This is a genomic window from Serratia sp. G204Y, from assembly GCF_051172435.1.
GTDB lineage: Bacteria > Pseudomonadota > Gammaproteobacteria > Enterobacterales > Enterobacteriaceae > Serratia > Serratia sarumanii.
Window position 1 is genome coordinate 2,268,636 of sequence record NZ_JBPIZA010000001.1, and the last position, 15,130, is coordinate 2,283,765.

General features: G+C 59.0%; 16 protein-coding genes. 9 read left to right on the forward strand and 7 right to left on the reverse strand.

Translation table 11 applies throughout. From position 1 onward, the window contains the following. Positions 1-7: 7 nt before the first annotated feature. The 6 genes from ACSBQQ_RS10990 to ACSBQQ_RS11015 form a co-directional block, all read right to left on the reverse strand. Complete coding sequence (locus tag ACSBQQ_RS10990) at positions 8-676, reverse strand: hypothetical protein (RefSeq protein WP_049196268.1); 669 nt, start codon at positions 674-676, stop codon at positions 8-10. A 77-nt stretch (positions 677-753) separates the two neighbouring features. Further along, positions 754-1,341, reverse strand: a complete 588-nt coding sequence (gene ecpA, locus ACSBQQ_RS10995; protein ID WP_033646847.1) for a common pilus major fimbrillin subunit EcpA — start codon at positions 1,339-1,341, stop codon at positions 754-756. A gap of 425 nt (positions 1,342-1,766) precedes the next feature. Next, the gene (locus ACSBQQ_RS11000; RefSeq protein ID WP_033646850.1) at positions 1,767-2,396 is read right to left on the reverse strand and encodes a helix-turn-helix transcriptional regulator; all 630 of its coding nucleotides are present in this window, start codon (positions 2,394-2,396) and stop codon (positions 1,767-1,769) included. Between the two features lie 168 nt (positions 2,397-2,564). Then, the gene (locus ACSBQQ_RS11005) at positions 2,565-3,404 is read right to left on the reverse strand and encodes a winged helix-turn-helix domain-containing protein (protein WP_060428313.1); all 840 of its coding nucleotides are present in this window, start codon (positions 3,402-3,404) and stop codon (positions 2,565-2,567) included. A gap of 516 nt (positions 3,405-3,920) precedes the next feature. After that, the gene (locus tag ACSBQQ_RS11010) at positions 3,921-5,342 is read right to left on the reverse strand and encodes a heavy metal sensor histidine kinase (protein WP_033646854.1); all 1,422 of its coding nucleotides are present in this window, start codon (positions 5,340-5,342) and stop codon (positions 3,921-3,923) included. Further along, positions 5,339-6,010, reverse strand: a complete 672-nt coding sequence (locus ACSBQQ_RS11015) for a heavy metal response regulator transcription factor (protein WP_033637675.1) — start codon at positions 6,008-6,010, stop codon at positions 5,339-5,341. Before ACSBQQ_RS11015 ends, ACSBQQ_RS11010 begins: the two co-directional genes overlap by 4 nt. 140 nt (positions 6,011-6,150) lie before the next feature. Here ACSBQQ_RS11015 and ACSBQQ_RS11020 point away from each other — a divergent pair, with 140 nt between their 5' ends. The 4 genes from ACSBQQ_RS11020 to ACSBQQ_RS11035 all read left to right on the forward strand — a co-directional run bounded on the left by ACSBQQ_RS11020 (position 6,151) and on the right by ACSBQQ_RS11035 (position 8,805). Continuing rightward, positions 6,151-6,777, forward strand: a complete 627-nt coding sequence (locus ACSBQQ_RS11020) for a hypothetical protein (protein WP_033637674.1) — start codon at positions 6,151-6,153, stop codon at positions 6,775-6,777. Positions 6,778-6,789: 12 nt separating this feature from the next. Continuing rightward, complete coding sequence (locus ACSBQQ_RS11025; RefSeq protein ID WP_033646856.1) at positions 6,790-7,395, forward strand: cytochrome b/b6 domain-containing protein; 606 nt, start codon at positions 6,790-6,792, stop codon at positions 7,393-7,395. Further along, positions 7,388-8,155 carry a molybdopterin-dependent oxidoreductase gene (locus ACSBQQ_RS11030; protein ID WP_033637672.1) on the forward strand — a complete coding sequence of 256 codons (768 nt, stop codon included), beginning with the start codon at positions 7,388-7,390 and terminating at the stop codon, positions 8,153-8,155. Before ACSBQQ_RS11025 ends, ACSBQQ_RS11030 begins: the two co-directional genes overlap by 8 nt. A 122-nt stretch (positions 8,156-8,277) precedes the next feature. Continuing rightward, positions 8,278-8,805, forward strand: a complete 528-nt coding sequence (locus tag ACSBQQ_RS11035) for a hypothetical protein (RefSeq protein WP_048321379.1) — start codon at positions 8,278-8,280, stop codon at positions 8,803-8,805. A gap of 149 nt (positions 8,806-8,954) precedes the next feature. On the opposite strand, the gene ygbI is transcribed toward ACSBQQ_RS11035, so the two are convergent. After that, positions 8,955-9,725 carry a DNA-binding transcriptional repressor YgbI gene (gene ygbI / locus ACSBQQ_RS11040; RefSeq protein WP_033637671.1) on the reverse strand — a complete coding sequence of 257 codons (771 nt, stop codon included), beginning with the start codon at positions 9,723-9,725 and terminating at the stop codon, positions 8,955-8,957. A gap of 283 nt (positions 9,726-10,008) precedes the next feature. Between ygbI and ltnD the strand changes: the two genes are divergently transcribed. From ltnD to ACSBQQ_RS11065, 5 genes are all read left to right on the forward strand, one after another. Then, the gene (gene ltnD, locus ACSBQQ_RS11045; RefSeq protein WP_033646860.1) at positions 10,009-10,923 is read left to right on the forward strand and encodes an L-threonate dehydrogenase; all 915 of its coding nucleotides are present in this window, start codon (positions 10,009-10,011) and stop codon (positions 10,921-10,923) included. Beyond that, a complete protein-coding gene (otnK, locus tag ACSBQQ_RS11050) occupies positions 10,923-12,182 on the forward strand; it encodes a 3-oxo-tetronate kinase (RefSeq protein WP_080281273.1) in 1,260 nt (419 codons plus the stop codon). The genes ltnD and otnK overlap by 1 nt, the downstream gene beginning before the upstream one ends. After that, a complete protein-coding gene (gene otnC, locus ACSBQQ_RS11055; protein WP_033637668.1) occupies positions 12,179-12,811 on the forward strand; it encodes a 3-oxo-tetronate 4-phosphate decarboxylase in 633 nt (210 codons plus the stop codon). The genes otnK and otnC overlap by 4 nt, the downstream gene beginning before the upstream one ends. Positions 12,812-12,814: 3 nt before the next feature. After that, positions 12,815-13,591 (forward strand): 2-oxo-tetronate isomerase, encoded by a 777-nt coding sequence (gene otnI, locus ACSBQQ_RS11060; protein ID WP_033646864.1) that lies wholly within the window; start codon positions 12,815-12,817, stop codon positions 13,589-13,591. A gap of 105 nt (positions 13,592-13,696) precedes the next feature. Next, positions 13,697-15,067 (forward strand): GntP family transporter, encoded by a 1,371-nt coding sequence (locus ACSBQQ_RS11065; RefSeq protein WP_033646865.1) that lies wholly within the window; start codon positions 13,697-13,699, stop codon positions 15,065-15,067. Positions 15,068-15,130 lie beyond the last annotated feature (63 nt).

The window sequence follows — 15,130 nt, forward strand, 5'->3', positions numbered from 1 at the left end:
GCGCGCATTACTTCACCGGGATAAACTGTTCGCCGTGCCACAGCGCGACGCGCCCTTTTTTATCGTTGACATCAACCTTGCTGAAGGCGCGATCCTTGCCCGGCATCACGAAATAGTTCTCCTTGCAGTCGCTGCCGTCTTGCTTGTTCCTGCAATTGCCGTAGGCCACCACTTTGAATGTGGCGTTGCCGGTGTTTTTGATCCGTCCGTTGGCGAACTGATAGGCGAAGCGATCCTGCCGAGGCGCCACCACCAAAATGGTGCCGATGCGCGCCGACGTGGTGGCCACGGCATTACGCCGAGCCGAGTTTTGCCCCGCCTCGCTCAGCGCCTGATCGAACCAAACGATGCGGTAGTAGCGCTCCTGAGCATCGTTCGGCCCCTTGTAGTAAAAGCGGATCACGTCGCTGGCGTTGGCCGGCAAGATCAGGCTGGCGGGCGACAGCAGCATTTCATCCCGGCTGCTCATCGGGATCGCCGTACCGGAGGCCAGAGGGCTGGAAATGCGTTCGATCTTGATGTTCACCAGCCGGCCGCTGTCGGTGGTGTTTTTGATTTCCTTGCTCAGGCGCGCGCTGTCGCCAGGCATGAAGGAGCTGATCTCACCCACATCGAGAGCCAAAGCCGGCCGCAGCAGCATTAACATCAGGGTGACGGCGAGAGAAAAGCGTGTCATTGCGGTATTCCACTGGCGTTGATGAGCGATAAATAGCAGGAGGTCTCCCCCCTGCCAGGTGCAGATCGTTCGGGGGATTAGGAAGTCCAGGTCGCGTTGAACTCGACGCTGACGTCGCCGCTCCAGATACCTTCCGGCAACGTGCTGAAATCCGTAACGGCGGTGGTGCCGTTTGACGTCGCGCCGATGATGCTGAAGGTGAATTGATCCTGCGCGCTGGTGCGGCCGGCCTGGTTATAGGCGTTGGACAGGGCGCTCAGATTGCCGCCCAAAATGCCGGCGGTGGTGTCGATCATGGTGGTTTCAGCCGTTTTCTCTACCGCCGCACCGTTGTAGTTCACCCCGACCTCCAGCGTAGAACCGGAAGTATCCAGCTGAGTCAGCGTATTGGAGACCAGTTTTGAGGTCAGTTTGAAAGCGGTGGCCGTGGTATCGCCTTCCACGGTGACGTCAAACAGGCCTTTCTGACTGTTGAAACCCTTAATGCCTTCTGCATAGTTGAAGGTCAGGCTGCCAATCGGCGTCACAACCAGTTTGCTGGTGGTGTCTTTCTTGGCGGTCGCAGACCAGGTTGCCAACGCCTGAGCGGTAACGTCGGCGGCTTGAGCAGTGCTGACCGCTGCAAAGGCGGAAACGATCGCCAGAGCCAGTGTCATTTTCTTCATGGTATAACTCCCTTCAATGTTGAATATGTTTTCTTTCTTTCGTCCATTCTCAGCCAGCCGTTTGCATCACTGCGTTTAGCCAGTCTGCTTGACGCCACAAGAATATCCCCAGCCGTTCAAAAAAGAATCATTAACTATTAAAGTTCAAATATTTAGATTTAAATACCGCAATTAAGGTTTTAACCACCTCCAGTCACGTTAAAACACGGATTAAGCCTTTGATGAAAGCACAATCATATTGTGGTTTAACCCCATCAAAGCGGTTGTTGTTTAACCACAAAGCAACCCTGTTTATCCTTGCCATGTCCGTACAGAATTTCAGCCCGCGTCATTCGTTGCGGAGAGAAGATTGATTGGATTAACTCAGGAGAGCAGCAGCCAATGAAGATCGACTGCTGCAGAGAAGAGGTGACTCTTGCCACATTTCAGGAAGGATAGCGGGTTCTCAGGGTAAGAATAAGCCGCATAAAACCGGCCTGATTGAGGCTCAGTTTTCGCATAATATTCAGTTTATGGGAGCTGATGGTTTTGTAACTTCGCCGGGTCAGGTTGGCAATGCTTCGTGGAGATGCGCCGGCAGCCATCATGGCCAAAACTCGCCATTCACCGTCAGATAATGCGACAGGCGAATGGGCCAACCGGGCACGAATATGCGGGGAACGATAGCCGGAGAACTCCCCCGCAGCCGCAATGGCATCACGCAGGCAATGCAAAGGCTCCTCCTTTGCCACTATAGCTATGCGCGCATCCGTCGCTAACAGCGCTAATATACCGGGGTGTTCTACCGCGGTGAAAATCACCAAGGGAATTTCCGGCCAGACATTTTTTGCCGTCAGAACGAACCGCAATACATCATACAAATATTCGTTCTGATGATATAACTCCATAATAAGCGCGCGCGGCTTCCCTCCTTTCAATGCTCCCTCCAGCTCGCTCAAGGCATCGATAAAATACCTGTCACTTGATCGGGTAACGAGAAATGCTTCCATTCCTGTTCTCACTAAATAGCTGGGTTCAAAAAATAGCAGCGCATCACCGAAATCGGCTTTAACCATACATAATCACCATAATGAGGTAGAAAGCGGTAGAGAAAGGGAAATACCTCTCGATAGACGCCACACGGCACCCCGCCAAATGAAAAGCAAACGTTCAATTTCAATGCTGTAATATTTTTGTCATATCCACCGTCCTTTCAATCGCGTTGAGCCGACGGCTATCGATGGTCAATTAATAAACTCGGCATTGTCGCTTTCCAAGCCGGAACAGATCTCCATTTTATGTTCACGCAAAATCTTGCAGCGCAGCAGGAATAAGCGGGAAATGCCGGAAATGTAAGCCCTGACCTGATTGCTGCGCACCACCAGCAAAAACTCATCGCCGCTGCATTCTCTCGTTTGGTGAGCGGCGTAAGCCAGAATGTCCCGATTCAGGCTGGCGTTGACCGACGCCGAGGCGGCAGGCAAGGACATGAAAACCTTACAATTGCCGGACTTTCCCAGGTAGCTCTCCTGCCGGGCCTCCGAGCCGCTGAAATAGGCGGTGACAGCAATGGCCATGAGGATGCCCCCCAGGACCAATGCACAGATCATCAGCCAGCCGCGGCGGGAATCACCGAAAAAAGAGGTGGCCCGGTTGATGACGGTTGCGGATGGCGGGTTTATCGCCGCTTCGGGCGCAGGCTCCGGCAAAGAGGCGGCGGGTTCTGCATCGTGTCTATCTTCCGCTTCCTCATAAGACTCGATGGTAATCTCATCACGCAGCATAAAACCCACTTTAGGGACAGTGACAATAACCTCTTCTTCGACGCCCAGATTTTTAATCACCCGGCGTAATTTGCTGACGCACTGATTAAGATTATTATTGCTGGAAACCATGCCGTAATCGTCCCAGACCTTCTTGAATATCAATTCACGCCCCACGGCCTCGCCATGGTGGGCAATCAGCAGCAGCAACAACCGCTTGGAAGGACTGGATATGGATATGGGATCGTCAGAAAAATCAGTTGGGCTAAGGGTTCTGGTGTCTGCGTCAAAGAGAATATGGTCATTAAATCTATATTTCATTTTATTCACATGTTTTCACTATAGCGATAATTTATAGTTTGGCGTCAAATGTTAATGAAATATTAAATCGGGTTAATTCGCAAAAACACCCAAATGCAGGCAAGAAAAACCACGCAATCAACGCCACGAAATACGCTTTTTCACCTCACCACCGTTATATAGGATTTTTCTTGCAAACCATAACCAAAGGTTAACCAATCACCACGCCCATTGATATATTGACGCGATAAAAACCAAAAAGTTAGTTTTTTATATCGCAAATTATCAACTTTAAGAAAAATCATCTCAAAAAATAGCCGCAGAACTAAATTTTAATAAAAAAATAATAACACGTGAATGTTGAGCGCAATCACATATAGCCGGCATACGCATTAGCCTGATGAATTAACGCGCTTGCCGCGACGCAAATGTTAAAATTTAGGTTCAGCCAAGGCGCTGGGGAAATAATAATGAAAGGAAAAGCTTACGAATGACGCCTGTCGCATTATTCGCAACAGGCGAAAACATTCGCGCAGTTCATTGAACTGATGAAGGGAATATCAGGCTAAAGGTCAAGCAAGCAGCATCCTGGCCAGCGGAACACTGCGCGCGCACCTCACCGCCGTGCAGCGTCATGATGGCGCGCACGATAGACAGCCCCAGCCCACTGGCATGATTGCCGGCGCTGCGCGCGGGATCGGCGCGGTAGAAACGATCGAACAATTTTTCCAGCTGTGCCGGCGCGATCGGCGGCCCCTGATTGATAACCTGCACCCACCAGGCATCGGCGCGCCATTCAGCCCGCAACGCGATCAGGCTGTTTTCATCGGCATAGCGCACCGCGTTGGCCACCAGGTTGCTCAGCGCCCGCTGGAACAACATCGCGTCCGCCTTCAACTCGCCTTCCCCTTCGCAGCTCAGCGCGATGCCGCGTTCTTCCGCCAGCCCTTCGAAGTAATCCGCCACCCGCCGCAGTTCCAGCGCCACATCCAGACGGCCGTAGTTCAGCGCAGACTGCGCCTCCCCGGCGCGCGCCAGAAACAGGATGTTTTCCACCATGCGGGAAATGCGCTCCAGCTCATCCATATTGTTCGACAGCAGGGTTTCGTACTCCTCCACGCTGCGGGGCTGGTAAAGCGCCACCTGGCACTGGCCCATCAGCGCCCCTATCGGGGTGCGGATCTCATGGGCTAGATCGGCGGAAAACTGCGTCAGGCGCTGATAGCCTTCATTCAACCGATCGAGCATCGCATTGAACGAACGGGTCAACTGCTGCAATTCCTTCGGCGCTCCCTGCTCGCTGAGGCGCGTCGACAGCGTATTGGGCGCAATCTGCGACGCCTGCGCCGCCATGCGCCATAACGGCTTCAATCCCCGGCGCATAACCCCATACCCCAGCAGCGCAATCAGCAGGAAAGCCACCGCCACCGCCGCGACGATGCGCCACAGGTAACGCGCCAGCATCTTCTGCTCGTTGACCATCACATGCGCGGCGGAGATCTGCAACAGGCTGCCGTCTTCCAGGCGCACCATCGCCGACGCCGCGCGCAGCGGCACCCCCTGCGCCGTTTCCCCGCCGCGCACGGCGGCCAACGTCTGCGCCTGGCCGGCCGGCGTCGGCGCGATCGGCGGCAATGCCACCCCGGCCGGGTTCACGTTGATGAGCGGTTTTTGCCCCGGAATTTGGAAAATCAGCACGTCCTGTTCATTGCCCAGCATGTTTTCAAACAGGCCGTTATTGGCGGTCAGGCGCGCCAAAGGAAAGCGCTGTCCCAGCAAATGGCGGAAATACTCTACGCGCCCGGTCACCTGCAGATCGCTGCGCAGCGTCATTTCCTGGCGCATGGCGCTATACAGATACCCGCCCGTCCCGCTCACCACCAAAGCGGCCACCAGCGCGAACAGCGTGGCGGTGCGCAGCGTCAGCGACACCGGCCGACGTGAAGTGCGCCCGTTCACGAGCGTGGCTCGCAGACATAGCCGATGCCGCGCACGCTGTGGATCAGCTTGACGTCGAACGGCCGGTCTATTTTGGCGCGCAGGCGTTTGATCGCCACGTCAACCACATTGGTGTCGCTGTCAAAATTCATGTCCCACACCTGAGAGGCGATCTGCGTGCGCGACAGCACTTCGCCCTCGCGCCGCACCAGCAGGTGCAGCAGCATGAACTCCTTGTTGGTCAACGGGATCACCTGTTCCTGACGCACCGCCCGGCGGCGCAGCACGTCCAGCTGCAGATCGGCGATGGCGTAATGATCGGCTTCGCGCGCCGGCCCACGGCGCAGCAAGGTGCGTAAACGCAGCACCAGTTCGGTGAACGAAAACGGTTTAATCAGATAATCGTCCGCGCCCAGCTCCAGACCGTGGATGCGATCCTGCACGCCGTCGCGAGCGGTGAGAAACAGAATCGGCACGTCGCTTTTCTTGCGCAGCACCTCGATGATCTGCCAACCGTCCAGCCCCGGCAGCATCACGTCGAGCACGATCGCATCGTAGTCTTGCTCCAACGCGCGAAACAACCCGTCGGTGCCGGTGCGCGCCAAATCGACGCCGTACCCCGCCTCGCTCAGCCCTTTCTTCAGGTAATCCCCTGTGCCGATATCGTCTTCAACTACCAGTATTCGCATGCTCACCACCTCGTTACGTCTGCAAAAATACTAGCAGCTTCGGCGGACAAACTTGATGACATTAATGTCATCAAACGGCCATGGCGCTGACCCAATGGCTCAACCATGCTTACCCGGCAAACTCATTTCAGGAGAACGTTATGATTACCCGTCATCGTATAGCCGGTTTACTGTTGTCCACCTTGCTGCTGTCCAGCGGCCTGGCCGCCGCCGCTCAAACGCCGGGCAAGGTTATCGCGCCGCTGCGCGGCACCATCAGCCAGGTGGCCGACGGCAATCTGCAGCTGACCGATCGCAAGGGTGAGACGCTCAGCGTCAAGCTGAACGATCAGACCAAAGTGCTCAGCGTTTCCAAGGCCACGCTGGACGACATCAAACCGGACAGCTTTATCGGCACCGCCGCCGTGCCGCAGCCGGACGGCACGCTCAAAGCGCTGGAGGTGCACGTGTTCGCCGCCAGCCTGCGCGGCACCGGCGAAGGGCACTCGGCCTGGGAATCCGCCGACGGCAAAGTAGACACCATGACCAACGGCACCGTCGGCAAACTGGTGAAATCCAACGGCCGCACCCTGACCGTCACCTACGGCAACCAGCAGAAAACCGTCGTCGTGCCGGAAGACGTGCCAATCGTGACGCTGGATCCGGGCGATTTGAGCCTGCTGAAACCGGGCGTGCACATCGTGCTGTTCTCCGCCGCCAACGATAAGGGCGAGCGCGTCGCCACCCGCATATCCGCCGGCAAAGACGGCACCGTGCCGCCGATGTAACCGGAGAAAGCCATGAAACCCAACGCGTCGCGGCCGGTGCATCGCTGGCCGGTTCGAATCACTCATTGGATCAACCTGTTCGCCATGGTGTGCATGTTTATGAGCGGCTGGGAGATCTATAACGCCTCGCCGCTGTTCGATTTCCGCTTTCCGCCGCAGATGACGCTGGGCGGTTGGCTGGGCGGCGCGATTGGTTGGCATTTGGCGGTGATGTGGCTATTGGCGCTCAACGCCACCTGCTATCTGCTGTGGAGCCTGTTCAGCGGCCATTTTCGCCGCGATCTGTTGCCGCTTCGCGTCGGCGCGCTGCGGCAGGATATCTGGCTGGCGTTGACGCTGCGCCTGCGCCACCGGCATGGCCACTACAACGCCATTCAGAAGCTGATGTATCTCGGCGTGCTGGCGCTGGGCCTATTGCTGGTGCTGTCCGGCCTGGCGATTTGGAAGCCGGTTCAGCTGCAGGGATTGGTCGCCCTGTTTGGCGGCTTCGATTTCGCGCGCTACGTGCATTTCTTCGCCATGGTCGGCATCGGCCTGTTCGTGGCGATCCACGTCTTTATGGTGATCGTCGTGCCCAAAACGCTGTGGGCGATGATAACGGGTGGCAAACATGAATGAGAAAAAGCCGCGGGCAACCGCGCCAAAACTGGAACCGGACCAAAAAAAGCAGCTGGTCAATCTGCAGCGCCGCCTGATGCTGCGCTCCGGCCTGACGCTGGGCGGCATCGCCATGCTCACCGGTTGCAACCTGCAAGACGGCGATCGGGTGGATAAGGTGCTGTGGGCCATGTCGCGCTGGAACGACCGGGTGCAGGCCTGGCTGTTCAGCGGCCAGCGGCTGGCGCAAACTTACCGGCCCGATCAGATTACCCAGCCTTTCCCCTTCAACGCGTTTTACCCGGAATACAACGTCCCCGAGATCGATCTGGCCGGCTACCGGCTTGAGGTCGCGGGGAAAGTGGAGAAAAAAGCGCCCTGGACGCTGGAACAGCTGCAACGGCTGCCGCAGCAAAGCCAGATCACGCGTCTGATCTGCATTGAGGGCTGGAGCGCCATCGGCCAATGGGGCGGCGTGCCGCTGCGCACCTTTCTGCAGCACGTCGGGGCGGATCTGAATGCCGGTTACGTCGGCTTCAAATGCGCCGATCGCTACTACTCCAGCCTCGACATGGCCACCGCGCTGCACCCTCAGACCATTCTGGCGCTGGATTTCGGCGGCAAGGCGCTGCCGGCGGACTATGGCTACCCGCTGCGGCTGCGGGTGCCCACCAAGCTGGGGTTCAAAAACGCCAAACATATCGCCGCCATCTTCGTCAGCGACGTCAATCCGGGCGGCTATTGGGAAGATCAGGGCTACAACTGGTTCAGCGGCATTTAGTTTTGCGCGGTGCTGCGCATAAGCTCCATCGGCGGCTGGAGGGTCTTCTCCGCCGCAGTTAATAATCGGTTCGTCACAAAGGGGATAACTATAGGAAAAATAATAGTAAAAAGGATTTCATCATGGAGATTGATGTGAGGGAGTCACACACAGGGATAGCAGACACATACAGGTATCAGATTACTGTAAGAAAAAGTGATGGTAAAACGGCCATCTATCATTTGGATTTCAAGAAAATTGGGCAAAACATGCACCATTGGTTTGCCCCAGTGTATGTGGACACTACTCTCCTCGATAATGCTTTCTCTCTGGAGTTTTATGATGTTAAGGCGCTGAGCGACGCAAGCAAGCACCAGCGCTCAGCTTTCGATACCTATACCGCAATGCATTACACCCTTCTCCAACGCGAACGTTTATTCGTCGTTGGCATCGGGGAAACCCTTCTCAAGTTTGCTTATCAGTATCATGCCAGGATCATCTTCAGTGCACCGTTAAGGCCAGCATTAGCTAAAATTTATGATTTCCTGTTGAAAAAACACGCTGAAAAAGGGCATTATTCATACAAAATAGAGTTTATAAAGGACGGCCTCTATGTCATCGAAATCCCGCATAACCCCCATAACACCCCATACTTACCAGCAGCACGTTAAGGAACAACGCCTGAAAGAGATGCAAGCCTTCCACGAAGAGTGGTGGGAACAAAGGCGCCGCGAATGGCGTGAACGCGGCGGCGTTGAAGCAAGTGAACCGCCCGCATGTGGCATCGATACCGAACTTTCATCCTGACTCCGGTTCGTTCTTACTCTTCTTCCCCTGCCGTCAGCAACGCAAGCCCCGCTTGCTCGATTGCCTCCCGCGCGGCGGCGGGCAGCCCCTCGTCGGTAATGACGGCGTCAAAGGCGGCGATCGGCAGAGCCAGGTAGGTCGCGATCTTGCCGTATTTCGAGGTGTCGCTGAGCAGAATGCAGCGGCGGCTGGCCTCGACGATGGCCTTCTTTACCATCACCTTGTCTTCGTTCGGCGTCGACAGGCCGCGCATGCTCCACGAAGAGGCGGAGATAAACGCCAGATCGATAAACAGACCGCGCAGCGCCTGCGCCGCCGCTTCGCCGACGCAGGAGCGGTTTTCCCGGCACACGGTGCCGCCGGTGTGGATGATTCTGCACTGGCTGTGTTCGATCAGGAAGCCGGCGATGACAAAGTCGTTGGTCACCACCGTCAAATCGTCACGTTCACCGATCTGCTTCGCCAGCGCCAGCGTGGTGGTGCCGGCATCCAGATAAATACAGCTATTGGCGGGAATTTGCCGCGCCGCCAGCCGGCCGATGGCGATTTTCTGCCGGCTGAACATCCCCTCTTTGGCCTGATGCGAAGGTTCGCTCGCCACCCGCTCGGGCGCCTGCACGCCGCCCGAGACCGACTGCACCGCGCCCTGTTCCTCCAGCTTTTGCAAATCGCGGCGGATCGTCATATGCGACACCCCCAGCCGTTCGGTCAGCTCGGCAATGCTGACGACGCCGCGTTCGGATACCAGCGCAAGAATTTGTTGATGGCGTTCTACAGGTATCACGGTTCCCTCTCGTTGCTGCGGTGATAATAATTGTGATTTTACGTCAATTTTCGTTCGCCGATAGCCCTAATTTTTCGCGGCGTGACGGCGCGCGCAGTGACGCCAGAAAAACATAAACTTATTTAAAAACATAACAATAATGTTGATACAGGCCAGAAACCGTACGAAGAATTCGTCTCACACATTGTTAATTATTGTGATATCGATCGCGGATAAACGGCCGTCAAGCGCTTACATTTAACACAACAAAACAAATTATCACTAAAATTAACAGGAGTGCAGTATGACACACCCAGGGAATTATGCCGTCTGCGTCATTGGGCTGGGCGCGATGGGCATGGGCGCGGCGCGCTCGTGCCTCCGCGCCGGATTGACCACCTACGGGGCGGACCTGAATCCGCAGGCGCTGGCGGCGCTGCAACAGGCCGGCGCAAAACACGCGTCTACCAGCGCGCGCGATTTCGCCGCCGAACTGGACGCCGTGCTGCTGCTGGTGGTGAACGCCGCCCAGGTGAAGCAGATCCTGTTCGGCGAACAAGGCCTGGCGCCAAAGCTCAAGCCGGGCACCGCGGTGATGGTCTCTTCGACCATTTCCGCCGATGACGCCAAACAGATCGAGCAACGGCTGCTGGACTACGGGCTGCCGATGCTGGATGCGCCGGTTTCCGGCGGAGCGGCCAAGGCGGAGGAAGGCCAGATGACGGTGATGGCCGCCGGCGCCGACGCCACCTTCGAGCGCCTGCAACCCGTGCTGGACGCCATCGCCGGCAAGGTTTACCGCATCGGCGAGGCGATCGGCCTGGGCGCGACGGTTAAAATCATCCACCAGCTGTTGGCCGGGGTACACATCGCCGCCGGAGCGGAAGCCATGGCGCTGGCCGCCCGCGCCGGCATCCCGCTGGACGTGATGTACGACGTGGTCACCCACGCCGCCGGCAACTCCTGGATGTTCGAAAATCGCATGCGCCACGTGGTCGACGGCGACTATGCGCCCAAATCGGCGGTGGATATCTTCGTCAAGGATCTGGGGCTGGTGGCCGATACCGCCAAGGCGCTGCACTTCCCGCTGCCGCTGGCCTCCACCGCCTTCACCATGTTTACCGCCGCCAGCAACGCCGGTTACGGTAAAGAAGACGACAGTGCGGTAATCAAAATCTTTGCCGGCATCGATTTGCCGCAGAAAAAGGAGGCAATCTGATGCTGCTCGGCGTAATCGCGGATGATTTTACCGGCGCGACCGATATCGCCAGTTTTCTGGTGCAAAACGGCCTGCCGACGGTGCAGTTGAACGGCGTGCCGCAAGACGAAACGCCGGTCAGCGCGCAGGCGGCGGTCATCAGCCTGAAATCGCGCTCCTGCCCGGCAGAGCAGGCGGTCGAACTGTCGTTGCAGGCGCTGGCCTGGCTGCAAAAACAGGGCTGCCGCCAGTTCTACTTCAAATACTGCTCCACTTTCGACAGCACCGCGCAGGGCAATATCGGCCCGGTGACCGACGCCCTGCTCGCCGCGCTGGGGGAAAGTTTCACTGTGGTATCTCCGGCGTTGCCGATAAACGGCCGCACGGTCTATCAGGGCCACCTGTTCGTCGGGGAACAGCTGCTGTCCGAATCCGGCATGCGTCATCACCCGGTCACGCCGATGACCGACAGCAACCTGCTGCGCCTGATGGAATCCCAGGCCACCGGGCGCTGCGGGCTGGTGACGGCGGCGGAAATGGATCGCGGCGCCGGGGCGATCAGCGAGAAACTGCGGCAATTGGCGCAGGAAGGCGTGCGCTACGCGGTGCTGGATACGCTCAACGAACGGCATCTGCTCAGCCAGGGCGAAGCGTTGAAAACGATGAAGCTGGTGACCGGCGGTTCGGGCCTGGCGATCGGCCTGGCGCGGCAGTGGGCGCAGAACGGCGAGCGTTCGGCAGAGGCGGCCGGCGCGCCGCAGGGCGAGAAAGCGGCGGTGCTGTCCGGTTCTTGCTCCGTCATGACTAACCGGCAGGTGGCGCACTACCGCGAACGCGCGGCGGCGCAGGCCATCGATATCGGCCGCTGTCTCGATCCGCAGGCGCGCGCCGCCTACGCCGCCGAGCTGGCGCATTGGGCGCAGCGTCACGCCGGGGAGGCGCTTGCCCCGCTGATCTACGCCACCGCAGCGCCGGAAGCGCTGCAGCAAACGCAACGGCAGTACGGTAGCGCCGCCAGCGAGGCGGTGGAGGCGTTGTTCGCCGAGCTGGTGGTGCAACTGCGCCAGTTGGGATTCAGCCGCTTTATCGTCGCCGGCGGCGAAACCTCCGGCGTGGTCACGCAGGCGCTGGGCATTCGCGGCTTCCATATCGGCCCTAGCATTTCCCCCGGCGTTCCCTGGGTGCGCGCCAGCGATCGGGCCATTTCCCTGGCATTGAAATCAGGCAATTTTGGCGATGAAGCCTTCTTCACGCGCGCGCAAACGGAGTTTCCAGTATGACCACGACCATCGAACAGCAGGCACGAGAAGAGATGGTGCGCCTGGGCGCCTCGTTTTTCCAACGCGGTTACGCCACCGGCTCGGCCGGCAACCTCTCGCTGTTGCTGCCGGACGGCGCGCTGCTGGCGACGCCGACCGGCTCCTGTCTCGGCGAGCTGCAGGCCGACCGCCTGTCTAAAGTGAGCCTGAACGGCGACTGGCTGTCCGGCGACAAGCCGTCGAAAGAGATCAGCTTTCACCGCGCGCTGTATCTGAACAACCCGGAATGCAAAGCGGTGGTGCACCTGCATTGCACCTACCTCACGGCGCTCTCTTGCCTGCAGGGGCTGGACGTCGACAACGCCATCAAACCGTTCACCCCCTATGTGGTGATGCGCGTCGGCAAGGTGCCGGTGGTGCCCTACTATCGCCCCGGCGACGAAAGGCTGGCGCAGGATCTGGCCCGCCTGGCGCCCACCCACCGCGCCTTTTTGCTGGCCAACCACGGGCCGGTGGTGACGGGTAAAGACCTGCGAGCGGCGGCGGACAATACCGAAGAGATGGAAGATGCGGCGCGGCTGATCTTCACCCTCGGCGATCGTCCGATCCGCTATTTGACCGATGATGAAATTGCCGAATTACGGAGCTGACCCATGCCTAAATTTGCCGCCAATTTATCGATGATGTTTAACGAAGTGCCGTTCCTCGAGCGCTTCGCCGCCGCTGCCAAACAAGGCTTCAACGCGGTGGAGTTCCTGTTCCCTTACGAGCATCCCGCCGAGCTGTTGGCGGAAAAACTGCGCAAACACGGCCTGCAACAGGTGCTGTTCAACACCGCGCCCGGCGATGTCGCCGCCGGCGAATGGGGGCTGGCGGCGCTGCCGGGCCGCGAGCAGGATGCGCGCGCCGATATCGATCGCGCGCTGGCCTACGCCATCGCCCTCGCCTGCCCCTGCGTGCACCTGATGGCCGGCGTGGTACCCGCGGGCGCGGACCGGCAGCGTTATCTCGACACCTTTATCGCCAATGCGCGCTATGCCGCCGACGCCTTCGCCCCGCACGGCGTCAAGGTGCTGATCGAAGCGCTCAGCCCACCGGTCAAACCCGACTACCTGTTCGCCAGTCAACATCAGGCGGCGGAGGCGGTGGCGGCTATCGAGAGACCGAACGTGTTCATTCAGTTCGACTTTTTCCACGCGCAGTTAGTGGATGGCAATATCAGCGGGTTGCTGGAAACGCTGGCCGGGCGCTACGCGCATATCCAGATAGCCTCGGTGCCGGATCGCCATGAGCCGGATGACGGCGAACTGAATTACCCGTGGCTGTTCGACAAGTTGGATGCGCTCGGTTATCAAGGCTGGGTAGGTTGCGAATACCGGCCGCGCGGCGACACCGCCGCCGGGCTCGGCTGGCTGAAACCTTACCGCTAACGCCGCCGCCGACACCAGGAAATCGATTTTATAACAATGAAACGCACCCGTATCGCCACGCGGCGATCGCGGTGCCCAACGCTTACCCAACGAAAGGCTTTTTTCATGTCTACCTCTCTGCTGTTGCTGATTGCCGTTCTCGGCGTGGTGCTGCTGTTATTGATGGTCATCAAGGCGAAGGTGCAACCCTTTGTCGCGCTGTTGGTGGTCAGTCTGCTGGTGGCGTTGGCCAGCGGCATTCCGACCGGTGAAGTGATGAAAGTGATGACCGCCGGGATGGGCGGCGTGCTCGGCTCGGTGACCATCATCATCGGCCTGGGGGCGATGCTTGGCCGCATGATCGAACACTCGGGCGGCGCCGAGTCGCTGGCGCAGCGCTTCAGCCAAGGGCTGGGGCCGAAACGCACCGTCGCCGCGCTGACCCTCGCCGCGTTTATCCTCGGCATTCCGGTGTTCTTCGACGTCGGCTTTATCATTCTGGCGCCGATTATCTACGGCTTCGCCAAGGTCGCCAAAGTGTCGCCGCTGAAGTTCGGCCTGCCGATGGCCGGCGTGATGTTGACGGTCCACGTCGCGCTGCCGCCGCACCCCGGCCCGGTGGCCGCCGCCGGTTTGCTCAACGCCGACATCGGTTGGCTGACCATCATCGGCCTCGCGATCTGTATTCCGGTCGGCGCGATCGGCTATTTCGCCGCCAACTACCTCAACCGCAAAACCTATCCGTTATCGATAGAGGTGCTGGAACAGCTGCAGCTGGCGGCGCCGGAACCGCGTCCGGAAGGGCAAGCGCCGCTCAGCGATCGCATCAACCCGCCCGGCGCCGGGCTGGTGGCAGCGCTGATCGTCATCCCGATCGCCATCATCATGCTCGGCACCGTCTCCGCCACGCTGTTGCCTGCCGGCTCGGCGCTGCGCGATACGCTGTCGCTGCTGGGCTCGCCGGCGGTGGCGCTGATGATCGCCCTGCTGCTGGCCTTCTACTTCCTGGCGCTGCGCCGCGGCTGGAGCCTGCAACACGCCAGCGATGTGATGGGCGCTGCGCTGCCGACCGCTGCGGTGGTGATCCTGGTGACCGGCGCGGGCGGCGTGTTCGGCAAGGTGCTGGTGGAATCCGGCGTCGGCAAGGCGCTGGCGGAGGTGCTGACGGCCATCGGCCTGCCGCTGGTGCCCGCCGCCTTTATCATTTCGCTGGCGCTGCGCGCTTCGCAGGGATCCGCCACCGTGGCGATCCTGACCACCGGCGGCCTGTTGTCGGAGGCGGTCAGCGGCTTGAATCAGCTGCAGCTGGTGCTGGTGACGCTGGCGACCTGTTTCGGCGGGCTGGGGCTTTCCCACGTCAACGACTCCGGTTTTTGGATCGTCACGCGCTATCTGGGGCTGTCAGTGGCCGACGGCCTGAAAACCTGGACGGTGCTGACCACCCTGCTCGGCCTGAGCGGCTTTCTGTTCACCTGGCTGTTGTGGCTGGCGGTGTGATTTCTCTGGCATACTGAACGCCGTTGTTTTTCATCGCCTTTCACCCTGTGCAGGAGCAGCAAC